This is a genomic window from Microcoleus sp. T3_D1 (genome assembly GCF_036700405.1).
Lineage (GTDB): Bacteria > Cyanobacteriota > Cyanobacteriia > Cyanobacteriales > Microcoleaceae > Microcoleus.
The window spans coordinates 22,908-46,047 of record NZ_JAUBOV010000016.1; the positions used below are offsets into that span (position 1 = coordinate 22,908).

At 45.8% G+C, this 23,140-nt stretch carries 23 protein-coding genes; 10 read left to right on the forward strand and 13 right to left on the reverse strand.

The features are described 5' to 3' along the window. Positions 1 to 123 precede the first annotated feature (123 nt). The gene (locus tag QT992_RS09715) at positions 124 to 1,071 is read left to right on the forward strand and encodes an SH3 domain-containing protein (protein ID WP_333376916.1); all 948 of its coding nucleotides are present in this window, start codon (positions 124 to 126) and stop codon (positions 1,069 to 1,071) included. 390 nt (positions 1,072 to 1,461) lie between these two features. On the opposite strand, the gene QT992_RS09720 is transcribed toward QT992_RS09715, so the two are convergent. The 6 genes from QT992_RS09720 to groES form a co-directional block, all read right to left on the reverse strand. After that, the gene (locus tag QT992_RS09720) at positions 1,462 to 1,686 is read right to left on the reverse strand and encodes a hypothetical protein (protein ID WP_333376918.1); all 225 of its coding nucleotides are present in this window, start codon (positions 1,684 to 1,686) and stop codon (positions 1,462 to 1,464) included. A gap of 11 nt (positions 1,687 to 1,697) precedes the next feature. Further along, the gene (locus QT992_RS09725; protein WP_333376920.1) at positions 1,698 to 2,360 is read right to left on the reverse strand and encodes a glutathione S-transferase family protein; all 663 of its coding nucleotides are present in this window, start codon (positions 2,358 to 2,360) and stop codon (positions 1,698 to 1,700) included. A 182-nt stretch (positions 2,361 to 2,542) separates the two neighbouring features. After that, positions 2,543 to 2,917: a hypothetical protein gene (locus QT992_RS09730; protein ID WP_333376922.1), complete on the reverse strand. Its 375-nt coding sequence runs from the start codon at positions 2,915 to 2,917 to the stop codon at positions 2,543 to 2,545. Between the two features lie 167 nt (positions 2,918 to 3,084). Then, on the reverse strand, positions 3,085 to 3,450 hold the full coding sequence (locus QT992_RS09735; RefSeq protein WP_333376924.1) for a Tse2 family ADP-ribosyltransferase toxin: 366 nt from the start codon (positions 3,448 to 3,450) through the stop codon (positions 3,085 to 3,087). 219 nt (positions 3,451 to 3,669) lie between these two features. Then, positions 3,670 to 5,310, reverse strand: a complete 1,641-nt coding sequence (groL, locus tag QT992_RS09740) for a chaperonin GroEL (protein ID WP_333046934.1) — start codon at positions 5,308 to 5,310, stop codon at positions 3,670 to 3,672. 138 nt (positions 5,311 to 5,448) lie between these two features. Then, on the reverse strand, positions 5,449 to 5,760 hold the full coding sequence (groES, locus tag QT992_RS09745; protein ID WP_006633072.1) for a co-chaperone GroES: 312 nt from the start codon (positions 5,758 to 5,760) through the stop codon (positions 5,449 to 5,451). Between the two features lie 482 nt (positions 5,761 to 6,242). Between groES and QT992_RS09750 the strand changes: the two genes are divergently transcribed. The 7 genes from QT992_RS09750 (at position 6,243) to QT992_RS09780 (ending at position 12,779) form a co-directional block, all read left to right on the forward strand. Further along, positions 6,243 to 6,668, forward strand: a complete 426-nt coding sequence (locus tag QT992_RS09750; RefSeq protein ID WP_333156650.1) for a ferredoxin — start codon at positions 6,243 to 6,245, stop codon at positions 6,666 to 6,668. A gap of 647 nt (positions 6,669 to 7,315) precedes the next feature. Further along, positions 7,316 to 7,966, forward strand: coding sequence for a response regulator transcription factor (locus QT992_RS09755; protein ID WP_333105463.1), 651 nt, complete (start codon positions 7,316 to 7,318; stop codon positions 7,964 to 7,966). Positions 7,967 to 8,304: 338 nt separating this feature from the next. Beyond that, on the forward strand, positions 8,305 to 8,826 hold the full coding sequence (locus QT992_RS09760) for a LabA-like NYN domain-containing protein (RefSeq protein WP_006633075.1): 522 nt from the start codon (positions 8,305 to 8,307) through the stop codon (positions 8,824 to 8,826). Positions 8,827 to 9,176: 350 nt separating this feature from the next. Next, positions 9,177 to 10,817: a 2-isopropylmalate synthase gene (locus QT992_RS09765; protein WP_333335838.1), complete on the forward strand. Its 1,641-nt coding sequence runs from the start codon at positions 9,177 to 9,179 to the stop codon at positions 10,815 to 10,817. 143 nt (positions 10,818 to 10,960) lie between these two features. Further along, the gene (locus QT992_RS09770) at positions 10,961 to 11,761 is read left to right on the forward strand and encodes a class I SAM-dependent methyltransferase (RefSeq protein WP_333335835.1); all 801 of its coding nucleotides are present in this window, start codon (positions 10,961 to 10,963) and stop codon (positions 11,759 to 11,761) included. Between the two features lie 251 nt (positions 11,762 to 12,012). Next, positions 12,013 to 12,318 carry an antitoxin family protein gene (locus tag QT992_RS09775; RefSeq protein ID WP_333335832.1) on the forward strand — a complete coding sequence of 102 codons (306 nt, stop codon included), beginning with the start codon at positions 12,013 to 12,015 and terminating at the stop codon, positions 12,316 to 12,318. Beyond that, positions 12,312 to 12,779: a type II toxin-antitoxin system VapC family toxin gene (locus QT992_RS09780; RefSeq protein WP_333335829.1), complete on the forward strand. Its 468-nt coding sequence runs from the start codon at positions 12,312 to 12,314 to the stop codon at positions 12,777 to 12,779. The genes QT992_RS09775 and QT992_RS09780 overlap by 7 nt, the downstream gene beginning before the upstream one ends. Positions 12,780 to 12,868: 89 nt before the next feature. Here the strand turns inward: QT992_RS09780 and hisC are convergent, their stop codons facing one another. From hisC to QT992_RS09800, 4 genes are all read right to left on the reverse strand, one after another. After that, positions 12,869 to 13,915 carry a histidinol-phosphate transaminase gene (hisC, locus tag QT992_RS09785; RefSeq protein WP_333335826.1) on the reverse strand — a complete coding sequence of 349 codons (1,047 nt, stop codon included), beginning with the start codon at positions 13,913 to 13,915 and terminating at the stop codon, positions 12,869 to 12,871. A 127-nt stretch (positions 13,916 to 14,042) separates the two neighbouring features. Further along, positions 14,043 to 14,756, reverse strand: coding sequence for a glycerophosphodiester phosphodiesterase family protein (locus QT992_RS09790; RefSeq protein WP_333335823.1), 714 nt, complete (start codon positions 14,754 to 14,756; stop codon positions 14,043 to 14,045). Beyond that, a complete protein-coding gene (locus QT992_RS09795; RefSeq protein ID WP_333335820.1) occupies positions 14,753 to 15,607 on the reverse strand; it encodes an alpha/beta hydrolase in 855 nt (284 codons plus the stop codon). Before QT992_RS09795 ends, QT992_RS09790 begins: the two co-directional genes overlap by 4 nt. A 177-nt stretch (positions 15,608 to 15,784) precedes the next feature. Beyond that, positions 15,785 to 17,044 (reverse strand): esterase-like activity of phytase family protein, encoded by a 1,260-nt coding sequence (locus tag QT992_RS09800; RefSeq protein WP_333335817.1) that lies wholly within the window; start codon positions 17,042 to 17,044, stop codon positions 15,785 to 15,787. A gap of 21 nt (positions 17,045 to 17,065) precedes the next feature. On the opposite strand from QT992_RS09800, the gene QT992_RS09805 reads away from it, so the two are divergent. Continuing rightward, entirely contained in the window at positions 17,066 to 18,400 is a 1,335-nt protein-coding gene (locus QT992_RS09805) for a tetratricopeptide repeat protein (RefSeq protein WP_333376926.1), read from the forward strand. Positions 18,401 to 18,470: 70 nt separating this feature from the next. Here QT992_RS09805 and QT992_RS09810 read toward each other — a convergent pair whose 3' ends face one another. Beyond that, complete coding sequence (locus QT992_RS09810) at positions 18,471 to 18,992, reverse strand: GNAT family N-acetyltransferase (protein ID WP_333319253.1); 522 nt, start codon at positions 18,990 to 18,992, stop codon at positions 18,471 to 18,473. Between the two features lie 210 nt (positions 18,993 to 19,202). Between QT992_RS09810 and QT992_RS09815 the strand changes: the two genes are divergently transcribed. Continuing rightward, on the forward strand, positions 19,203 to 21,293 hold the full coding sequence (locus QT992_RS09815) for an ABC transporter ATP-binding protein (RefSeq protein ID WP_333335807.1): 2,091 nt from the start codon (positions 19,203 to 19,205) through the stop codon (positions 21,291 to 21,293). A 162-nt stretch (positions 21,294 to 21,455) separates the two neighbouring features. On the opposite strand, the gene QT992_RS09820 is transcribed toward QT992_RS09815, so the two are convergent. Continuing rightward, positions 21,456 to 21,674 (reverse strand): hypothetical protein, encoded by a 219-nt coding sequence (locus tag QT992_RS09820; protein WP_333318207.1) that lies wholly within the window; start codon positions 21,672 to 21,674, stop codon positions 21,456 to 21,458. Between the two features lie 141 nt (positions 21,675 to 21,815). Further along, on the reverse strand, positions 21,816 to 23,033 hold the full coding sequence (locus QT992_RS09825) for a DNA double-strand break repair nuclease NurA (RefSeq protein WP_333318209.1): 1,218 nt from the start codon (positions 23,031 to 23,033) through the stop codon (positions 21,816 to 21,818). Between the last annotated feature and the right edge of the window lie 107 nt (positions 23,034 to 23,140).

Consider the following 23,140-nt stretch of genomic DNA (forward strand, 5'->3'; position numbering starts at 1 on the left):
TTAAACTTGACTTGCGGTCATAAAAAAGTTATATAAAGCTTTTTTGTGGAAGACAAATCGATTTTTTTGCTATATTGACCTGCAATTAAGATAATGATTGTGGTTAAGTGAGGAGTTGAACGGATGAAAAACTTGAATTGCTGGAATAAGCCCGCTGCATTGCTGGGCGCGATCGCGATCGTAGCCGGAAGTTTGCAGGCGAATGCCATCGGTGTTGCCGCCCCATCAACATCCACTGTCAGTCAAGATGCGGAAAATATTTCCTTTGAAGATAGCGCTACGTTTCAAATAGCCCAGGCTGGCAACCTTTGCCGTAAAGTCACTCCCAAAGAAGGTTTGACAGTTCGCCAGAACCCAGACCCCAAATCCCCTAGAGTGGGCGGGGTAGGACTTAACACTCAGGTAACGCTGTCCCAAGGCGCTACTTCTGTTAAAGCGTCCGACGGTCGCCTCTGGATTCAAATTACCGCTCCCGTCACAGGGTATGTAGCTAGCGGATATCCCAACGACGAAAGTAATTTAGGTTCGTGCACAATTAGTCAAACTCCTGCACCAGCACCAGCGCCCGCACCAGCACCAGCACCAGCGCCCGCACCAGCACCAGCGCCAGCACCAGCACCCGCACCTACGCCAGCACCAGCACCAGCACCAGCACCAGCACCAGCACCAGCACCGGCACCAGCACCAGCACCAGCACCAGCACCAGCACCAGCACCAGCACCGGCACCAGCACCAGCGCCCGCACCCGCACCAGCGCCCGCACCCGCACCAGCGCCCGCACCAGCACCAGCACCAGCACCAGCACCAGCACCAGCACCAGCACCAGCAACGGGCCCCGTAAGTCTGTGCCGGCAAGTAGAACCTCGCGTAGCGCCGAGGGGTCTAGCTATCCGCACTGAGCCTTCAAGGACTGCTGCGGTTAAAGGCGGTGTACCTGCTAACGGTCAAGTAACGCTTGTACCGAATTTCCAGTTAGTGAAAGATAAGAATGGAGAAAACCGCAATTGGGTTGAGATTTCAGCCCCTGTGGCCGGATTCATCTCCGCTGGAAATTTGATCATGTGCAAGTAAACTTGTGAGTTCGATCGCTCTTTTTGACTAAAAGAGCGATCGATACCGAAAATAGTTTTAAGAAATGAGAATTAAATAACTTCCACAAGTTTGTGGGATGGGCGTCCCGCCCGTCCAGAAAAGACGGGCGGGACGCCCATCCCACAATAGCAATTAAAATTGTAAGTTATTTAATTCGCGATCCTAAGTTATTGTCGCGCAGCCGGGGAACAACGCCGAGCCCAGATTGCTTCGATGACTTACCCAGGAATAACTTATTTCTGTCGCGAGTCAGCCGTAGCGAATTTTTCTTGGCCTCTGTTTTTCATCATCGGTTGCGTAAAGTCCTAGCTTCCTTCCTCGCAACGCATCCGGGGTGAAGAAATTTAAGCAAAAAGCCGATCGACCTTTCTACTGACAGCGGCCGCTTGCCCAATTTTGGTGTCCGCGATTTGGTTGACACTTCGATTGTCGGCCAATCCAGACAATTTCCCCCTTATTTTGCCTGAGTCTGAGTTCGATGCGGTGTTTAGCGTTAATTGCTTCGTAGTTCGATCGGGCGGCGGCCTGCCCCATTGCTGCGATGGGAATTTGGATGCAGGCGAAAACTGCGAGGAAAAAGAGCGATCGCTTCACAATTGATTGGTTCAGGAGGCTTCAGATTGTGCCAGAAACTTTTGTCTCCGAGATACGAAAGCCCCCAAATCTGCCTCGGTGAATTGAGTTTGCTGCCATGAGGGACGCGACATTAGTCGATCGCACCAAGCTTGAATTTTTGGATAACCGTCTATGGATACACCAACCCACGGCAGCAAGGGTACGACGGTGCCGGCAACGCACTCGGCAAACGTGACAGTGTTGCTAGCGAAATAAGGGCGATCGTCCAGTAAGCCTTCAAAGAATGCCAGCACAGTATTGACTTTTTCCTTAGCCTTTGCGATTTCCTGCGGTTGGGGAGTTCCCCATCCCATTTTTTCACTGCTGAGGGGGTAAAGTGCCGGCGCAAGTTCGTTAACCGTGACCAATTCTACCATTTTCACAACTGCCAAATCTTGCGGATCTTTCGGCAGCATTGCCGGTTCTGGATACTTCGTTTCTAGATAGTCAAGAATTGCTAGAGACTCGACGACAGTGAAGTCATCATCGACCAAAACAGGGATGCGGTGAAAAGGATTCATTGCCACAAATTCCGACTGCAAGTGATCGCCGTCCAAGTGGATTTCTATTAATTCAAAATCGAGGTTTTTTTCTAAAATGGCGACCCACACGCGGCGGGAGTTGGTGGAAATGGGAGTGTGATAAAGTTTCATGATGATTGTGGTGGTTGTTGAAACGTCTTAAAAACTAAATAAAAATTCCCTTAATTCCTTAACATCTGCAGAATTTCGCTGCTGCTAATTGTGATGGTGGCTGACATTTGCCTGATCTCTGCTCACTTTACGATTAATCAGTATATCTCCCACCAACTTCTAAAGCTCCTTTTATTGGCGGATTATTGGCTCATATTGACTTCCTGACGCACAGACGAGGTAATCGCCTCTACTAGAAATAATCGCTCACTAAGTGACAACTTCCTGGTTAATTCTACCAATTCTTGAAACGATATTTTTTTGGATATTTCTGAAAATTTATCATTCTGAGCTGGCGAAGAAACCTCACCATAACTTAAAGTTTTGACTGAAGTATTCTGAGCTAAAGTTGTCGTCATGTCTGCGTGGAGAAGCTCTAAAAATTTAATATCGTTCCCTAGATCGGCAGCCTCATCCTCATCTACATCTTCAATTACTTGCAAACGTTCTTTATAGGCATTGATTTGATGTTCAATGGCTTCTATAATAAACCTTAAATCTTTAAATGATAAATTCATGATACTTGCCTTGGTAAGAATAAATACTCATTGGCCGACTTGAGTTGAAAATACCCAAAAGATTATTTTTTCCGATGCAGGTAATTTGATATAAAAAACTAATCAAATATACTATTAATTATATTAGGAGGTTGGGTTTATCTACTTACACCCAACCTCCTCTTAACTTATTCTATTTTACAGAAAAATGTGCCTATGAGGTGAAGTGCCTCTTTGTATTTTTCTAGAGTCATCGGTCTACTGGGCTGGAATAACCAATGACCGGGACGGTCATTCACTAATTCCAGTTCTGGTGGAATGTCAGTGCCGAGGTCTAATTTATACCAATTTTTTCCTGAGCCTGGACTCTCAAAGGTTGATATTCCTTCTGACCGAGACATTCCTCCTGACAACCTTCCTTCTTCTAAAGTAGGCATAACCCATAATTCATCTTCCTGTTCATAAACGGTAATATCTTTATTGGGTCTGACATTATCCATTCTAGGTGAACTAGCATTCCCCTGTCGATACAGCGCAACGGGTGTTTTAGGCATCTTTAATCTCCATACTAACCAACTTAAACGCAGGGTTAGGTTTTTGGGTATAACCTGGCGCTGGCGTTTATGAGTATGAGGGAGGCACGGGGGCCTTATAGATTGAGCGTTTAGTTAATTTCGCTTCAGAGTTAAAGTTATGCCTATGCTAAAAACCGTTACCAAAATAACAGGGCAGACCCTAAAGCCCGCCCCATCAAACGATCGACTATCGATTAATTAGTAATCGAAGTCGCCGCCGCCCATGCCGCCGCCAGCGCCAGCAGCAGCGCCATCCTTCGGTTCAGGCTTGTCAACGACGATACACTCGGTTGTCAGCACCATACCAGCAATAGATGCGGCATTTTGCAGAGCAGAACGAGTCACCTTCGCAGGGTCAACGATACCAGCTTCAAACATATCGACAAACTCATTTGTCGCTGCGTTGAAACCAACGTTGAACGGCTTTTCTTTGACGCGCTCAGCAATCACAGCGCCATTCAAACCAGCATTTTCAGCAATCCGCTTCAGAGGAGCAGCCAGAGCCCGTGCCACAATCAAAGCACCGGTCAATTCTTCGCCCTTCAGGCTGCTGTTAGCCCACTCTTCCAATTGAGGAGTCAGGTGAGCCAAAGTTGTACCGCCACCAGGAACAATTCCTTCTTCTACTGCAGCTTTGGTTGCGTTGATCGCATCTTCAAGACGCAGTTTGCGATCCTTCATTTCTGTTTCGGTAGCCGCGCCCACTTTGATGACTGCGACGCCGCCAGCCAATTTGGCCAAACGTTCTTGCAGCTTTTCTTTGTCGTAGGAAGACTCGGTTTCGTCCATTTGACGGCGAATTTGTTCGCAGCGGGACTTGACGGCGGCTTCGTTACCTTCGGCAACAATTGTGGTGCTGTCTTTGGTGATGGTGATGCGGCGAGCTTTGCCGATCATGTCGAGCTTGGTATTTTCCAGTTTCAAACCGGCATCTTCGGTGATTAGTTGACCGCCGGTCAATACGGCGATATCTTCTAACATGGCTTTGCGTCGATCGCCAAAACCGGGTGCTTTAACAGCAGTCACGTTCAACACACCGCGCAGTTTGTTGACAACGAGGGTAGCTAGAGCTTCTTTCTCAATGTCTTCTGCAATGATCAACAGCGGGCGGCCGGAACGAGCTACTTGTTCGAGCACAGGTACTAAATCTTGTACCAGAGCGATTTTCTTGTCTGTCAGCAAGATGAAGGGTTCTTCGAGAATCGCTTCCATCCGTTCGGTGTCGGTGACGAAGTAGGGAGAAATGTAGCCTTTGTCGAAGCGCATCCCTTCGGTGATTTCCAATTCGGTGGTCATCGACTTCCCTTCTTCCAGGGAAATCACGCCTTCTTTGCCCACCTTGTCCATTGCGTTGGCAATCATTTGACCGACTTCATCGTCGTTACCAGCAGAGATGGAGCCGACTTGAGCGATGGCTTTGGAATCTTCTACTTGTTTGGCGTGTTCGGCAATTTTTTCTACCAAAAACGTGGTTGCTTTGTCAACACCGCGCTTGAGGGCGATCGCATTTGCGCCGGCTGCTACGTTACGCAAACCTTCTTTGACCATTGCGTGAGCCAAAACGGTAGCAGTTGTGGTGCCGTCGCCTGCTGCGTCGTTGGTTTTGGAAGCTGCTTGACGGATCAGGGCAACGCCTGTATTTTCTACGTGGTCTTCTAGTTCGATTTCTTTGGCGATGGTAACACCGTCATTGACGATCTGAGGAGCTCCGAATTTCTTTTCGAGAACCACGTTACGGCCTTTGGGGCCGAGGGTTACGGCCACTGCTTCGGCCAAAATGTCCATACCGCGTTCGAGGGCGCGACGTGCATTTTCGTTGTAGATGATACGCTTAGCCATAGTTTTTGGGGATTTGAGGGTTTGAGATTTTGGATTGGGGATGATGGATTTTAGTCATGTGCCCCGTGTCATTAGTTGTTTGGCGGCGTTCGCTTTAAACTAATGACTGATGACTAAGGACTGATGACTAATGATTAATTAGTTAACGATCGCCAGAATGTCTTTTTCTGCAAGCAAGACGTATTCGTCAGTGCCGAGTTTGATGTCGGTGCCGGCGTACTTCGAGTAGAGAACTTTGTCGCCGACTTTGACTTCCATTTCTGTGCGGCTGCCGTCGTCATTGCGCTTGCCGGGGCCCACGGCCGCGACTTCGCCTACTTGGGGCTTTTCCTTAGCTGTGTCGGGCAGAAGGATGCCGCCGGCGGTTTTTTCTTCGCTAGCGCTTACTTTCACGAACACGCGCTCGCCTAACGGTTTAACGGTAGAAACACTCAGTGATACTGCTGCCATAAATAAATCTCCAGATTACAGATTGTCGTGAGTCAGTCGTCAGGGGTCACGATGAAAGCAACAGCGGACTACTTACAACTGACATATTAGCACTCTCGGCTCCTGAGTGCTAATTTAGCTTTAGTCAGGGGCGATCGCAACTTAGTTGTCAGTACGGGTTCCCGAACCGAGAATGAGTTGGAGCGAAGGAGAGGGGGGAGTGCAGGGCGGTTTCATTCTCTGTAGGGGCTGCCCCCCGTGGCTGCCCCCATGTCCCAAACGCCTGTGCAGTCGTCTGTGGCGGGTAGGCACGGGGGGGTAGGCACGGGGGGGTAGGCACGGGGGGGTAGGCACGGGGGGGTAGGCACGGGGGGGTAGGCACGGGGGCACTACCCCTACAGAGTCAAAATTCATGTTTTTGGTGAGAATGAAACAGCCCTGGGAGTGGGGGCTGTGATGATGACTTTCGATCGCTAACCAATTACTGTTGACGAATGAATAAAATGCTTGAAAATAACGATGAATCTTGCAGCCAAGGCTTGAGCGCTTGCGTCCAAAGCCTGGGAATCCCTCAAATCGAGCGACATATTTTTATCTGTGCCGACCAAACCGTGCCCAAGTGCTGCGATCGGCAAACCAGTCTGGAGGCGTGGAATTACTTAAAAAAACGCTTGCAAGAATTGGGGCTCGACAAGCCAAGTGCCACTCGACCAACCTGCGTCTTTCGCACCAAAGCCAATTGCCTGCGAGTGTGCGCGTCTGGCCCGATTATGGTAGTCTATCCAGACGGAGTGTGGTATCGCGACGTTACTCCCCCCGTCATTGAGAGAATTATTCAGGAACATCTCCTAAACTCAAAGGTCGTTCAAGAATACGCTTTCTTAACTCATCCTTTGCCTGTGCCTCCTGATGCACAGCAAAACATTTAAGTATAGCGCTGTTTAAAGTACAGGGTTATAGGTAAAGTGTTAAATTTAAGGTTAAGGGTGAGAATTTGAGACAGTTTGGCGTCCGGGCGATCGCACCTGCTACAGCTCAATAAAACTGTAGTTAGGTTCTTGTCTTCCCTGTGCGCCTTCCCGTGTTCCTTGTGTTTCTCAAAAGGTACAGTAAAAAAAATCGATCGGATGAACTGTGAAATTTTGTGCAAAAATTTCTCAGTGGCCGACACTAAGCAGGTTGCCAAACTACACTAGAAACAGTTAAATACGTAAGTAGGGAGTCTGCTTAAATTTCTCTATATCAGAAGTATCATTTAAAACCGGGGCATTAACCTGAAATTGAACCGATCGAGATTAAAGATATTTAACTTGCGCTCTGTTAGGGAATCTCCAATCAAGGCTGATCTTGACAGGGCGATCGTCCATTACAGGTTTGGGCTGCATTCCAGGTCGTAAGACACTCACAAACAGCCGTCAATTATAGGTTGGAAAGCGGTAATACCCGCCCCGCTTTCCCTCACCGCCATCCCTTCAGTCGATCGTCGTCCTCCACTCCCAGCCTGGTGGCGGGGGACTGAAAGAAAAAACCGAAGTGAAAACAAGGAAGTGTGCGGGATACTTTAGCGGGAATAAACATGACAAAGGACAATAATTCAGGAGAGCAAAAACGGCTGATGCTGGTTGACGATGACCCGAACTTGATCTTGCTCGTCAAGGACTACTTGGAGTTTCGGGGTTACAACGTCATTACAGCAGAAAACGGCAGAGACGCTCTGGAAAAACTAGAACAAGAAGTTCCCGACTTGATTATCTGCGACGTGATGATGCCGGAAATGGACGGCTACACTTTAGTCAAACACATCAGAGAAGACCCTCGCACTAGCTGGATTCCGGTTCTGTTCTTGTCGGCAAAAGGTCAAAGTTCAGACCGAGTAAAAGGCTTGAGCACTGGGGCTGACGTTTATATAGTCAAGCCTTTTGAACCAGAAGAACTGGTAGCCCAAGTGGAATCTTCTCTGAAAGCTGCCTCCCGCTTGATTCGCCACTCAAATCCCGGTATAGAGAGTGGCACAAAAATTAAGGCGCGCCGCAATGTCGAATTGACTCCCACTGAGTTAAAGGTGGTACAGTTGCTAGCGCAGGGTATGGCAAACCGCCAGATCGCAGACGTGATGAATGTCAGCCAGCGGACTATCGAAAGCCACGTCAGCAATATGCTGGGCAAAACAGGTCTGCACAACCGGACAGAGTTAGCTCGCTGGGCTCTTGAAAGCAAAAAGGCTTAAGCGGAGGTAGTCTGCGCTATGAAATCAGGGAGCAAAATCTACTGCTATGCGCTGGGCGTATGCCTGAAGAGGCGGTAGGGCGGTGGGCGCGGTAGTTTGAAGGCGCCATTAACCTTGACACGGCAGCCGGTATTGAGTTACTAGGCGTATAGTTTGTGAGGGCCCCTCGCTCAAATGCAAGCAGGGTTAAAAGAACCCTCTGGCGGTAGAGCCGAAAATATGAAATACTGGGGAGATGGAGTTTTCTGAAGTCTAATCTATTGCCTCAGTTAGCTCCATGTTGCTAAAATGTGATATTTAGATTAACTTCTTTCTACAATTATTAGGTCTAAGTTTCTATGACAAACTTAATGAACCGCCTTTCTATTTTTGTGGACGGGAACAATATGTTCTACGCTCAACAAAAGAACGGTTGGTTTTTTGATCCTCGCAGGGTGCTCGAATATTTCAAAACTTCGCAGCCGAATGTCATCTTGATCAATGCTTTCTGGTATACGGGCCTGAAAGACCCCCAAGATCAAAGGGGATTTCGAGATGCTTTGATCAGTCTGGGTTACACGGTTCGCACTAAAATTCTTAAGGAATATTACGACGATGCTTCGGGCAGATATTCTCAAAAGGCTAATTTAGACATAGAGATTGTGGTTGATATGTTTAATACCGTGGATCAGTACGACCAAGTTGTGCTGTTTAGCGGCGATGGAGATTTTGAGCGGGCGATCGAGCTGCTGCGATCGAAAAATACTCATATTACTGTGGTATCCACCGAAGGAATGATTGCTAGAGAGTTACGAAATGCTACAGATAGGTATATAGACCTAAATGAAATTAGGGAACATATCGAGAAGATGGATTATTAGTCAGTAGTTATTAGTCATTAGTCAGTAGTCATTAGTCAGTAGTCATTAGTCAGTAGTTATTAGTCATTAGTCAGTAGTTATTAGTCATTAGTCAGTAGTTATGGGTTATGGGTTATTAATTATTCGTTATTGGCGCGAGACAGGGGACTGGTGACCCCGCCCAAAAACGCATACTTGCTTTCCGATAGGAGTCGCCAGTAGCCCAAAATTTTAGACTAAGGTTCAAGTTCCCAGATTCATCTGTGGAGTAAATCTAAAATCTAAAATCTAAAATCTAAAATCGACTGACTGGAGGCTAAAAATCTAGAAAAACGGACAAGTAAGAATCAGGAAAACACTTTTTTAGAGCTATGAAAACTCAACCAAGTCAAGACCGGATTATTATTTTCGATACGACTTTGCGGGACGGAGAACAATCTCCGGGTGCATCTCTGAATGTGGATGAAAAGCTGACTATTGCCCGCCAGTTAGCGAGATTGGGCGTGGATGTGATTGAAGCGGGTTTCCCTTTCACCAGCACGGGAGATTTTGAGGCAGTCCAAAAAATAGCCCGATCGGTTGGTACAGAAGATGGGCCGACAATTTGCGGTTTAGCACGGGCGAGAAAGGAGGATATAAAAACAGCAGCCGAGGCTCTGAAACCCGCCGTAAATTCGCGAATTCATACGTTTCTGGCTACGTCTGATATCCACTTGGAGCATAAGCTGAAAAAGACACGGGCTGAGGTTCTGGAAATTGTGCCGGAAATGGTAGCTTACGCTAAGTCTTTTGTGGATGATGTGGAGTTTTCGCCGGAAGATGCTTGTCGATCGGAACCGGAGTTTTTGTATCAGGTTCTAGAACGGGCGATCGCAGCCGGTGCCACTACTGTTAATATTCCCGATACTGTAGGCTACACGACTCCCAGCGAGTTTGGGGCTTTGATTCGGGGAATTAAGGAAAATGTGCCGAATATCGATCGCGCAATTATTTCGGTGCACGGTCACAATGACTTAGGATTGGCTGTGGCTAACTTTTTGGAAGCTGTGAAAAATGGCGCCAGACAGTTAGAATGCACGATTAACGGGATTGGCGAACGCGCGGGCAATGCGGCTCTGGAAGAGTTGGTAATGGCGCTTTACGTGCGGCGTCAATATTATAATCCGTTCTTGGGAAGGGCGGCGGATTCTGAGGAACCGCTGACAAATATTGACTCGCGCCAAATTTACAAAACTTCCCGCTTGGTTTCCACTTTGACGGGGATGTTGGTGCAGCCAAATAAGGCGATTGTCGGGGCAAATGCTTTCGCTCACGAGTCGGGAATTCACCAAGACGGAGTGCTGAAAAATAAGCGGACATACGAGATTATGGACGCTGAGTCGATCGGCTTAACTGAAAATCAAATCGTGTTGGGTAAATTATCCGGGCGCCACGCATTTCACACTCGCTTGAAAGAGTTGGGTTTTCAAATGGCCGACGATGAGCTAAATAAGGCTTTTGTCAAGTTTAAAGATTTGGCAGACAAGAAAAAAGAGATTACTGATTGGGATTTAGAGGCGATCGCCAACAACGAAGTGCACCAAGCACCGGAACTATTCCGCTTAGAATTGGTGCAAGTTTCCTGCGGCGACAAATCTCGCCCGACAGCAACTGTCACTGTACGGAATCCGGCGGGCGAAGAATTGACCGATGCTGCGATCGGCACTGGGCCTGTAGATGCAATTTACAGGGCAATTAACCGGGTGGTAAACGTACCGAACGAGTTGATCGAGTTTTCTGTACAATCGGTAACAGCGGGCATAGATGCGATCGGCGAAGTAACAATTCGCTTGCGCCACGAAGGCAAAGTATTTTCCGGTCACTCAGCAAATACCGACATTATCGTAGCCTCTGCAGAAGCATACATCAGCGCTTTAAATCGCCTGTATCAGGCATTGCAGCATACTACGGAAAAATCCTCGGAACAGCCAACTCCGATCGGAAATCAAGTTGTTGCAGAAGCACAGCGCTGATAAATTTATTGTCAGCCATTTTTCTTGAAACAAACCGCAGACGAACGCACATAACAGCAGATATATCTAAATAAATCTGCGTTAATCCCCGTTTATCTGCGGTTTAAAATTACTTTTTTTTACCAATAACCAACTCTTGAAAAATGCAAGACGAAACTTTAAAAAAAGAGCGGCAATTCCACGATGCTTGGGCATCCACAATCGATATTGACGGCATTCGAGTTAATGATTACTTTGAAGCTTGCACCGCCCCAGAAAATAGATTTATCGTCCAGCAAATGGGCGATATTACAGGCAAACGGCTGTTAGATTTAGGCTGCGGCGCGGGAGAAAACAGCGTTTATTTTGCTAAAAAAGGTGCAAATTGTGTGGCTGCCGACTATTCTCAGGGAATGGTAGAAGTTGCTCTGAAATTGGCAGAGAAAAACGGCGTCAAAATAGAGGGCTGCACGGTGAATGCAATGGCGCTAGATTTCCCGGACAATAGTTTTGATATTGTTTATGCTTCTAATTTGTTGCACCATTTGCCGGAACCGGAAAAGGCTATTCGCGAAATGCACCGGGTACTAAAACCGGGGGGAAAAGCTTGTTTCTGGGACCCGATGAAGCACAATCCGGTGATTAATGTTTACCGCAGGATGGCGACTGAGGTGCGGACAGAGGATGAAACTCCTTTGGATATTAATATTGTAAATTTTGTCAAGTCTTTGTTTTCGGAGACGGCTTATGATACGTTTTGGCTGACATCGCTTTGGATTTTTTTGCGCTTTTATTTGATAGAAAAAGTGCATCCCAATGAGGAGCGTTATTGGAAAAAGATTATCATTGAAGAAGAGAGATTGAAACCGGAATACTCTCGGTTGGAAGGGTGGGATGGATTTTTGAAGAAGTTGCCTTTGATGAAGCGCTTGGCTTGGAATTTGGCTGTGGTGGCAACCAAGTAAGACGATTTGAGATTTGAGATTTTGGATTTTCGATTAAAGAATCGGGAATGACTGATGATATCAGTGGTAGGGTGCGTCAGTTTTGAGATTTTAAATCAGCGCCGAAAGTATTATTCTGACGCACCATTTGTTGTCAGGTGCGTCAGTTCCGAGATTGTTTGTTTGGAGCAAAAATAATCACAACTGACGCACCCTACTGAAAACTCTAAAAGAAGTACAATAAGTGAAAGCATTTAATTAAGAGGCTAATTATGCCAGAAACTATTGCTGCTGTGTACGAAAACGGGGTTTTTCGTCCCTTGAGTCCTTTGTCATTGAATGATGGGGAAACTGTGCAAATCACAATTGTAGCGGAAGTGTCGCAGGAAGAACTCAAGGGCGATCGCGAAAAGGCGATTAAGTTGATGAATGTACGAAAATTGATGGGTTTGCCAACAAAACAGTTTAAGCTAGATGCAGCCGCAGAACAAAAGCGGCGCGAACTGTTTGAAAAACTCAAGGGAAGAGTGGGGAAACCTCTTTCTGAAATCGTTATTGAGGATCGTGGCCCGTGGTAAATGCCTATTTCTTAGACACCAGCGCTTTGGTTAAACGGTATGTGCCTGAATTGGGAAGTAATTGGATTCAATCAATTACTCTTCCTGCAGCAGGTAACTTTCTCGCGATTTCTCAGATTACTTGGGTGGAGGTATGCAGCGCTTTTTCACGCCGTCAACGAGAGGGTAGTCTATCTGTCGATGAGGTTGACCAACTTATGGGAGATTTTCGCACGGATTTTGACAACCAGTATGAAGTTCTTGAAGTCGATCGCACTTTGATAGAAACAGCGGGCGCACTGGTGATGCAAAACCCGCTGCGGGCTTATGATGCTTTGCAATTAGCGTCAGCTTTGCGCGTTCAATCTACTCTGGTTTCCGTGCCAGATACTCAACTGGTTTTTGTTTCGGCGGACAATCGATTGCTGAATATTGCTCATTCAGAAGGGTTGGCGATTGATAATCCTAATAATTATCCGTAATCAAGCTGTTTGTAGTGAGGAATGCCAGTCTCCATAAAAATCAGAGGACTAAAGTCATCACTACAAACTAATTTTAGTGCGATCGTTATCTAGAGGATTTCTTTCAAAGTTTTAACTAATATGTGATTCTGTTCCTCCGTACCTACACTAATCCGCAATTTGTCTTCTAATCGCGGCTGATTGAAATATCGAATCAATATTCCCCGTACTTTCAGTGTTTGATAAATTCTTTCTGCATCGCCGTTTGGTGGCCTAACTAACAAAAAGTTGGTTTGCGAGGGCCAAACTTCAAAGCCTAATTCCTGGAAGCTAACGGCTAGTTTTGCTCGCGAAGCCTTAATCTTTTCGGCGTTGGCTGTTTTGTGGTCTCGATCGGCGATCGCAGCCGCCCCCACTGCATAAGCTAAAGCATCCACATTATAGCTGTCTTTGATTTTATTTAATTCTGCCAGCAGCGCCGGATTTGCTATAGCAAAACCAAGCCTCAATCCTGCTAGGGAATAACCTTTTGAAAGCGTCCTCAATACTATAACATTACTGTACTTTTTTGTCAATTCCAAAGCATTATTTTGGGCGAAATCTACATAAGCCTCGTCGATGACAAGAATGCCCGATAACTCTTTAGCCAGTTTCTCCAAATCTGCAAGAGATATGGCTGTTCCCGATGGACTGTTTGGCGAAGCTATAAATGTCACTGCACCCTGGGCTGCTATTAGCAAATCGACTGGTAACTTGTAGTCGTCGGGATAAGGAACTTCAACAAATTCTGCATCTTGAATTTCTGCCAAAGTGCGGTACAATACATAGGTTGGCGCGGGACAAACAATTTGTTTCCCAGATTCGCCCACAGCGCGAACTATCAAGTTTAATAAATCATCGCTGCCGTTACCTACAATAATCCAATCGTCAGCAACTCCCAAAACTTGACTAGCAGCAATGCGGAAAACTTTGCCAGTTGGATCTGGATAGCGCCGCAAAATTTCTCCGTCTATTTCCTGAAGCACTTTTAAGGCTTTGGGAGAAGGCGGATAGGGATTTTCATTAGAATTTAGTTTAATAATTTTTGTGCCTAGTGGAGGCTGTTCTCCCGGCACATAGCCAGACATTTCGTGGATGCTTTGGCGAAAGTAATTCATCTATTAATTGAGTTTTGTGGAACGGGCATCTTGCCCGTTCTTGATAATGGTGCAAGATATATTGAGTTTTGTGGAACGGGCATCTTGCCCGTTCTTGATAATGGTGCAAGATATCAAGTTAAACAAATTATATCAAACAATTAGTGACTATCCGCGTTATACCCAAATCAATTAACTTTTGCATATCCGCTCGATCGTCCACCGTCCAGGCCACAATGTCAACTCCCTGACTCCGGCTTTCTCGAATTAGCGCCGGGTTTTCCAGCAACACGCGATACTGACTGCTAATCACATTATCCTGATGCGCCACAGCTTGAGCAAATTGAGTTTTGTATGCTTCTAGATTAGCAACAATGTGTCCGATCGCCAAATCGCCAGATAGCCGCCGCACTTGTTCCAGAAATCCATCGTTAAAGGAGGTAATAACGCATTTATGTTGGATTTCTTCGCCCTTCAAAGTGTTGACAAAATCCGTGACATCTGCATCCGACCACTCGCAGTGCGGCTTAACATCAAAGTAAAGAAATTTCTCAACATTTTTGAGGATAGCTAATGATTCTTTTAAGGTAGGAATTTTTTGTTGTGAAAATTCATCGCTAAACCATTTTCCCGCATTAAGTGTCTGCAATTGGGACAGGGTTGTTTCCCTAACTTTGCCAGAAACTCCAGTGATTCTATCTAATGTTGCGTCGTGAAAAATCACTGGTACGTTGTCGGCGGATAGCTGGATGTCAAATTCGATCGAATGAGCTCCACGGGCGATCGCCAGTTCAAAAGCTGCTAAAGTATTCTCCGGGGCGATCGCCGAAAATCCCCGATGTGCGATAATTTCTAAATTCACTGTCTTGTACCCTCTAAAAAATCTGCCACAGTTTGATTAAAAGTTTCTGGTTGAGTCAAAAAAGACCAGTGATTCCCCGGTACTTTTGCAACAGTAAGATTTTTCAAATATCTCTTGTATGGCTGCATTTGCCAAGCCATGCGATTTACGCCTTTTTCCGGCTGTACAAACAAAGTCTGTATCTCAATATTTTCAGTTAAACCGGCAACTTTCATCACTTCTGCAAATATCTGATTTCTGGCTGCAATCGCAAATTTACTGCCCCAACTTCCGTCCGATTTTTCTTCGATTTGCTGTTGGAATACCATTTGCTGCACATCACTCCAATCTGCGTATTCTCCCGATTGTTTTGCTGCTGCTTCTGCTTGGGATAAAGTCGCAAACGGGCCCACACATTTGAGACAGTCTAATTTTCGGTAAACAATTGGCAGGGTGAGTTTCATCGCGGCGGGCATTTTGGTGATGAAGATGGGATCTACTAAAATCATACTGCAAAAGCGATCGGGATTTTGCCTCGCCCAAATCGGTGCTAGTTTTCCCGTCCAAGAATGTCCTAAAATGTGGGCGTCTGGCCAGTTGAGATGTGCCATCAAAGCTTCTAAATCTGCGATCGCACTTTCAAAAGTATAGCCTGTTTTCGGTTTGCTACTCTCTCCGTGACCGCGCATATCGGGCGCTACAATATGATAGCGGTTGGACAAGTAATTGCCCAAGCTAGTCCAGACACACGCACTATCTGCTAAACCGTGCAGCAGCAGCAAACGGGGAGATTTTTCTTTCCCTGTGTCGGGCTGCCATTCTAGGTATGAAAGTTCGATTTCTGGTAAGTGCAAAGTCTTACGAGTTGGCATAATTAGGGTGTTTTATAGGTGGATAAATGTGATTTAACTTTTTTATGAACAGGCAAGATGCCTGTTCCACAAATAGTGAATTTTATTGTACTGTTTTGATCTACAGGCAAGATGCCTGTTTCACAAATAATAAATCTTATTGTGGGGTGGGGTGGGCTTCTAGCCCGCCCTTATTACCTAACCTTTGCCCTTCAAGCTAAATAAAAGAAACTGAGTTTTCTGCGCTTCATCAAAATTGTCATCGCTGACCAAAACGACACTCTGGCTGCCGTCTGGCAAGCGCGGTCCGAGGGTCATTCCCTCTAAATTATATAGCGGAATTCCGAGTTGGCTTAAGTCTAGCAGCAACTTTTTCTTAACAGGTTCGACGGCCACTCGCCCTTTAAAACTCTGGATTCTCGAAGTATCTGTAGCCGCCCCAACCGCTAGTTGATAAATCCTAGCGCTGTATCCCGACAGCCCAAAAGAACGTTCTAAACTCAGAATCTGACCGCCACCGACAGTTACTAATTCTGTTAAACCGTTCAAAATAGTCATGGGAACTTGGTCGAGATTGTAAAGATTTTCTGAGACTAATTGCGGCGTTTTATCGACGATGATATAATGTAAAAGACGCAGTTTGCTTGCCTGTTCGGGGTCTAAATCTTGCATTAACGGTGCTTCCGTAGCTGCGAACAAACGAAACGGATCGAGACCGCCCGGACTAAAGGTTTCTGGGTCGATGGTTAAAGATTCAAAACCTAAATTGTCCACCACTCCTTGCTGCTGTTTTTCATCGCTGGCATCGGGAATATAGCGCTTTGGTATCGGCAAATTTCCCCGCATTTGCCCTGTTTTGAGGTCAAATTCACCGAGAAAAGGAGGGATGCCAACATGAGTAACGCCTTCGCTGGCGACAAATACTGAATTGCGGGGAGAAAGGGCGATGCCTTCGGGATTGATGGAACCCCAAGAGAAGGTTTCACCGTCTGCTTTTTTGAGGGAGGTAACGCCGTCAACGGTAACTTTTTTCAGGCGAATATTGCCGGGGTCACTTGATGTGAGGTCGAGTCTGAGACTGTAAAATCTGGCTTCTCCGTTTTCGCTGGGGTCGTCGGAAAGAGCGTAAAAGCGATAAGCTTTGGAAGTGACTGCGCTAATACCTTTGGGATCGTAGGTAATTCCTGACAAACCGCCGACTGGTACTCCTTCAAAATTCATTTTTGGCAATTCGTACTCGCCCAAAAATTCGAGGGACATTTCTGGAAAAGAGCGGTCTTTTGCAACTGCGGGAGGGGGGGCGCAAGCTGTGCAAACAGTTAAGAGAATTAGGGCTAGACTAAATAAGCGTAAAATACGCTCGCCCAGCGTCTTTAAATGCCCATAATTGCTCAGCACGGTGACATTTATTTTGTTGCTCTTGTTGAACTGTTTGCTTTTGTGCCATCTTTGTGACATAATTTATACCGTTTTGTAGATATGCAAAACTTGATGTTTCGAGAAGGAATGCCGAATCGCGGCAACCAAATTTTGAGAATGAGAAGTTCTGTACCAATTGGGTGCTTGCTTTTCCTGTGGCTGTGTGCTGGTTCTATTGCTAGCGCCCAAACTAATCCGCCAGCCCTCGATCAATTTTCTCCTAATCCTCTAGAAATTACCACACCCGATCCCCTAAGTCCCGCCAGCGAATCTTTGAGCAGCACTCAGCGGGACGAACTGACAGCGGCTTTGGAAGAGTTAAACTTAGAAGCAGCCACTAAACTGCAAGCTGGAGACGGCGCGGGTGCTTTTGAAATTTGGTTCCGAGAATTGCGGCTGCGGAGGTATCTGGGCCCGGCGGCGGAAATTGCTGCTTTGAGTCGGGTGGGAAGTGTTGCTTGGAGTAATGGTAAAAACCTCGAACTACAGCTTATTACCAAACGGTTGCAAGCAATTCAAAAAGAAGTCAAATCCCAAGTACCACTTAATACTGAGTTGCTCCCCGCCTTCGCTGCGGCTTTTCAGCAGGTGCGCGCTAAAGGCCCGACTGTAGAAGTTTACCAAGAAATTCTCGAAAATGCGCGCCAAAACCAAGATATATTGGCTGAAGGTCAGATTTTGAAGGCGATCGGGCTTATTCACATCAATTGGTTGAGTTACGATAAAGCTGCTTCCGTGTATGAGGAATTGGCAACTTTAATTCAGGAAAACCGCGCTTTATTTGCTGCTAATTCTGCTGTGCAAAATTCTGCTGTTGTTGCGGGAAACGGTGCGCCGCCGCAGCCTGTAACTCCTCCAACTGAGGTAGATACTCTGAGACAGTTGGCTTATGTTTACCAGCAGTCGAAACAACCCCTAAAGGCGATCGCAGCCAGGGAAAAACTATCATCAGTGTATCTTAACTTACAAAATCCCAGCGCTATACCACCGCTAAAAATTGCGATCGCCAGCGATTACCAAACCATAGGTCAAATCAATTTAGCCGCTCAATACTATCAGGAAGCCTACAATTTAGCCGTCCCCATTCAACAGTATGCCCAAGCTAGCGAAGCTTTGGATAAATTAGCTTTACTTTATCGATCGCAAAAGCAGTGGGAGCCTACTTTGCGAATTTATCAAATGCAGTTGCTGTTAGAAGAGCGGGCTTACAATTTCTACGGATTGATGAATACTTATGACAATATCGGTCAAGTTTATCAAGAGATGAAGGCTTACGATAAAGCTTTGGAATCCTATCAAAAAGGGTTGGAGGTGGCTAAAAGATTGGGACACAGACAAGAGTATTTTGCTAAGAAAATTCAAAAAGTTAACAAGCAATTGCAAAGAACTTCGTAGTTTTCAGCAGGCCATAATGCCAATTTGCAGTGTGAGTAATTTAAATGCAGTAAGGTGTGCAACGCACACCCTACAAAACTACTTTTGACTCGTAGGTTTCTCGCGAGATAGAGTAATATAGTACATCAGTTTCGTAATAATGAGCGTTTTTTTCATATTTCATGCCCACTTTGTGTATGACCCGCTGGGAGGCGATATTTTCGCGTCGGGCGATCGCAACTATTCTCTCCAAGTTTAATATTTTAAATCCATAATTTAGACTAGCAAAAGATGCCTCTGTCACCAATCCTTGATTCCAATAAACTTTGTCTAGCGCATAGCCCAACTCAACTTCCGGTGTCTTGTCCAGAAAAACCAGTCCGCAGCGACCAATCATTTTACGCTCTATTTTATGTACTAAAGCCCACATTCCGAAGTTTTTTTCTTCCCAACTTTTGAGCATGGTATGAAGGGCGATTTCTGTTCCTTCTCTAGTTTTAACTCCTCTCAAGTATTTCATTATTTCTGCATCACTGTAGATGCGGTACAGCTCATCTAAGTCGTCTGGCGTAAATTGTCTCAGATACAATCGGGCTGTCTCTATTTCTTGCATGATGACAGTATAACCTTTAACATTAGATTATAGTACCACTTTGGCGGGCAACAAACATTTTAGTTGGGTTTCGTTCCTCAACCAAACCTACTGTTACAAGAAAACACTCTTTGTGAAACAGCCATCTTGCCTGTTACTGATATTAGTGTCAAATATTGATTCTATTTGTTACAATTATTACTTAGATATATTGTACAGTTTTTGCCATCAATGACAATTTCCTCACCAGTAGCAGACACCAAAAACAAATCCGGCCAGGAAACAGACTGGCGGTTATTCATGAGGTTGGCATCTTACGCAACCCGCAGCAAACGCTTGCTGATTATTGCGATCGTACTATTAGTACCGCTAGCAGTCTCAGGAGCAATTCAACCCATTCTCATCGGACAGGCAATTTCGGTAATTCGCGCGGAACCTACCTACGAATTCCTGCGGGGAGTGCCTTTATCTGCTGCATTGAATATTTTGGCTATTTTGCTCATGCTAACTATAACACTTAGATTAGCACTGCAATCACTTCAAGGCTATTTAGTCACGAAAGTAGGGCAAATAATTACTACAGATATTAGAAATGATTTGTTCGCCCACGTCACATCGCTAGCAGTGAGATTTTTCGATCGCACTCCTGTCGGTAAACTGATGACTCGCCTCACCAGCGATGTGGAAGCTTTGGGAGAGGTTTTCTCTTCAGGGGCGATCGGCATTGTCAGCGATTTATTTTCAATTTTAGTAATTGCCATTTTCATGTTTACCATGCAGTGGCAACTAGCTTTAATGTTGGTGCTGATGATGATACCAATTACCGCAGTCATAGTTTATTTCCAGTACCAATATCGCATAGCAAATTACAATACCAGAGAAGAACTTTCCGAGCTCAACGCCCAACTGCAAGAAAACTTGACTGGTATTGGCGTAGTGCAGCTATTCCGCCGCGAAAGATTCAACTCGGAATTGTTTCGCGTCACGAATAAACGCTACATTAAAGCAGTTGACAAAACTATATTTTACGACTCAGCCGTATCTGCGACATTAGAATGGATTGCTTTAGTGGCGATTGCAGCCGTTTTGTGGATGGGGGGTCAAAGGGTTTTAGCTGGTAATCTTAACTTCGGTACTCTCTCTGCATTCATTTTATTTGCTCAGCGTCTATTCGATCCGCTGCGGCAATTTGCTGAGAAATTCACTGCAATTCAAGCAGGATTTACCGCTGTCGAACGCATTAGCGATATTCTCAACGAACCGATCGAAATTAAAGATCCAACTAGCGGGAAGAAGGAAGGGCACAACACGGATTTTGACACGGATACACGGATGTTTGAAGCCAGAGGGAAGAAGCAAGAAGGAAGAGGGAAGAGGGAAGAGGGAAGAAGGGCAGGTTATTCACCGTTGTTGATAACTGGACATCCAGAGGCAACGGCTTACAACTTGTCTCCGTTCGATCGAGAATTGGCAGATAATCATCAAAATCCAGCAAGTTCCGAATATCGTTTAGTGCCTAACAATCCCCAATCACCCCCCGCCAATCCCACCTTGCTAAGGGAGGGAGAAAATGCCAAATCGCAGAATTCGGAATCGGGAGAAATCCAATTTGACAACGTGTGGTTTGCTTACAAAGAAGACGAATATGTCCTGCAAAACCTCAATTTCACTATCAAATCCGGCGAAAAAGTAGCATTAGTCGGCCCCACTGGTGCGGGCAAAAGTTCGATTATCCGTCTCCTGTGCCGCCTTTACGAGCCTAGCCGAGGACGGATTCTGGTTAATCATGTGGATATTCGGGATTTGCCTCAAGCAGAGTTACGCAGGCACATAGGCGTGATTATCCAAGATGGCTTTCTATTTGCTGGTGACGTGAAGAGCAATATCAGCCTGGGAGAAAGTTACTCGATTGAGGAAATTCAAGCAGCAGCCGAAAAGACAAATGTTGCCCGTTTAATCGAACAGTTGCCTCAAGGTTATGATACGCAATTGCGGGAACGGGGAACCAATCTTTCGGGGGGACAAAAGCAATTATTAGCGTTTGCTCGTGCCGCTATTCGCAATCCCAGTATTTTAGTTCTAGACGAGGCAACTGCTAGTTTGGATGTGGGGACGGAAGCTTTAATTCAAGAAGCTCTAGAGCGTTTGATGGTGGACAGAACGGCGATTATTATTGCCCACAGGCTCTCGACTATCCGAAATGTCGATCGTATTTTAGTGCTCAAACGCGGGCAGTTAGTAGAATCTGGCAGCCACGAAGAGTTGTTGCAGCAAGAAGGGTTGTATGCCAGTTTGTACAAGTTGCAAATGCTGGGCAGTTAATATCTGAAGGAAGGCACGACACGGATTTTGACACGGATACACGGATGAATTATCGATAATAGGGAAAATTATCCGAATACGCAGATACCCGACTTCTTGAAGAAGTCGGGTATCTAAAAGAATTTCAAACCTCAAATCTCAAATTTCAAATCTAAAATCGGATCATTTGCCTGAAATCATTTTCCCCAGGGTTTCCGGCAAGTGAATTATATGTTGGAAAAGCTGATTTGGGCCGATGCCAAACAATAACTGCATCGCCAGCACAATTGCTGCTAAACCAATCGCTGTCCCGATGCTGGCTTTCAATACTTTAAAAGCCCAATTAAAGACTAGCCAAGATACAAGTAAGGAAGCAATTAAGATAATTATTTCTATTGGCATATAACATTTTAACTCTATTTTAACTCTACATAAATTACGTATCAATACCAAAGAAAGCGGGTTTTTTCTCTGTGTTAAAAGCTCAATTTCAGTATTTCCGTAAAAAACCCGCTTTCTGCGTCCAGGACTGTACTTATTACTTTAAGCAATACTGCCGCGCTTCCGTGTTTCCTTATAAGAAATTCCGACATTCTTTAAGCCGGCTTTAATCATTTGCTGCTCTAACAAAGCGAAAAAGCGAGTTCGATCGCCCCCCGTGACTACCGCTTGATTGTGAGCTTCTGCTAGCGTCACCGGATACCCGCCCCCTTTGTGTACCTGAGCCAGCATCATTCCTAATGCTAAATCTAGCTGTGCTGTATCTTGTGCTACCCATTCCGGCACTTCTATTCTAGCAATTTCTGTGCCAACGTGAACGTAACAGAAATAGACGGAATTAAGACCGTACAAATCTAAAATTCGAGCTTGGGATTTCCACAAAGGGCTTCTTTGTCCCGGTGAGAGGATTGTTGCCCACAAGATGGCATCCCGCAAGGGTTCAAATTCTTGACAAGGTGCTTTTTCGGCGAAAGAAATTGTGGCGGCAAATCCGACGTTCGGGCAATTTGTCATGCAGTCTGGGACTTCGTGGGTGCAAGCTTCAAACCGTAAAAAAGATAAGCTTTCGCTGCTGCGAGAAGCGCTTAAGTATCCTAATAGCGGAATTCCTGCTAAACGCAACTTGTCCCAAGCTTCTAAAATTGGTAGCAAAATTTGATCGCGCGCTTCGCTGGGTAACTGTTCCAAAAACCAATAAATTAGGGAACCGTCTACCATTGCTAAAGCTGGCGCGGGCAATTTATTGTCGTTAACTTTTGCCCAATTGCAGCCCATTTCTGCTAAGGCAATTGCTTCGGAAACTGCTCGCCGGTATCCCATCCATTCTTCGGTTCTAATTCCCCACTGTCGCGAACCGTACAAGTCTTCGGGTTTGTAGAAAACCTCGGGTACGCTGTCTAAAACTGGATGGCGGCTTTGTCCGTAGTGCAGCATGACTGTGCCGACGTTTAGCAGGTAGCAGTAGGCTATTTCGTGATGGTTGGGGGAAATTTGCGATCCGTCTGTGGCAAAGACTGTGTGAGAGGCGGGGGGTGCGGTGATGTAGGTACGATCGGACAATGGCTCGATCGGCGTGGCAGCATTGAATAAAGTGCGATCGCGCCAATTCTCTTGCAATTCCACCAATTTTTCCTGTTCCGCTGCAGCCTTTACCAGCAAATTCTGAGCCACTTCCAAACGTTGGCGAGCGGCAGCCGCTTCCACATTCAAATGTTGGCTCATTCCCTGCATTGCCTTGGCTGCTTTAGTTAAATCGAGCATGGGTTTTAAGTCTCAATATTAGAAAGCTTTCAAGCTGAGAAATTATCAAAACACTTTTCAATTTTTTGGTTCCGAAGCTTGTTTTTTTGTCATAGACGCGGTTTGAT

Coding starts and splice junctions, on each gene's coding strand:
- QT992_RS09770 (WP_333335835.1), top strand. CDS start 10,961: ATGCAAGACGAAACTTTAAAAAAAGAGCGGCAATTCCACGATGCTTGG.
- QT992_RS09760 (WP_006633075.1), top strand. CDS start 8,305: ATGACAAACTTAATGAACCGCCTTTCTATTTTTGTGGACGGGAACAAT.
- QT992_RS09825 (WP_333318209.1), bottom strand. CDS start 23,033: ATGCTCGATTTAACTAAAGCAGCCAAGGCAATGCAGGGAATGAGCCAA.
- QT992_RS09715 (WP_333376916.1), top strand. CDS start 124: ATGAAAAACTTGAATTGCTGGAATAAGCCCGCTGCATTGCTGGGCGCG.
- QT992_RS09775 (WP_333335832.1), top strand. CDS start 12,013: ATGCCAGAAACTATTGCTGCTGTGTACGAAAACGGGGTTTTTCGTCCC.
- QT992_RS09765 (WP_333335838.1), top strand. CDS start 9,177: ATGAAAACTCAACCAAGTCAAGACCGGATTATTATTTTCGATACGACT.
- QT992_RS09795 (WP_333335820.1), bottom strand. CDS start 15,607: ATGCCAACTCGTAAGACTTTGCACTTACCAGAAATCGAACTTTCATAC.
- QT992_RS09730 (WP_333376922.1), bottom strand. CDS start 2,917: ATGAATTTATCATTTAAAGATTTAAGGTTTATTATAGAAGCCATTGAA.
- hisC (WP_333335826.1), bottom strand. CDS start 13,915: ATGAATTACTTTCGCCAAAGCATCCACGAAATGTCTGGCTATGTGCCG.
- QT992_RS09755 (WP_333105463.1), top strand. CDS start 7,316: ATGACAAAGGACAATAATTCAGGAGAGCAAAAACGGCTGATGCTGGTT.
- groL (WP_333046934.1), bottom strand. CDS start 5,310: ATGGCTAAGCGTATCATCTACAACGAAAATGCACGTCGCGCCCTCGAA.
- QT992_RS09815 (WP_333335807.1), top strand. CDS start 19,203: ATGACAATTTCCTCACCAGTAGCAGACACCAAAAACAAATCCGGCCAG.
- QT992_RS09750 (WP_333156650.1), top strand. CDS start 6,243: ATGCTTGAAAATAACGATGAATCTTGCAGCCAAGGCTTGAGCGCTTGC.
- QT992_RS09805 (WP_333376926.1), top strand. CDS start 17,066: ATGCAAAACTTGATGTTTCGAGAAGGAATGCCGAATCGCGGCAACCAA.
- QT992_RS09735 (WP_333376924.1), bottom strand. CDS start 3,450: ATGCCTAAAACACCCGTTGCGCTGTATCGACAGGGGAATGCTAGTTCA.
- QT992_RS09725 (WP_333376920.1), bottom strand. CDS start 2,360: ATGAAACTTTATCACACTCCCATTTCCACCAACTCCCGCCGCGTGTGG.
- groES (WP_006633072.1), bottom strand. CDS start 5,760: ATGGCAGCAGTATCACTGAGTGTTTCTACCGTTAAACCGTTAGGCGAG.
- QT992_RS09810 (WP_333319253.1), bottom strand. CDS start 18,992: ATGCAAGAAATAGAGACAGCCCGATTGTATCTGAGACAATTTACGCCA.
- QT992_RS09820 (WP_333318207.1), bottom strand. CDS start 21,674: ATGCCAATAGAAATAATTATCTTAATTGCTTCCTTACTTGTATCTTGG.
- QT992_RS09800 (WP_333335817.1), bottom strand. CDS start 17,044: ATGTCACAAAGATGGCACAAAAGCAAACAGTTCAACAAGAGCAACAAA.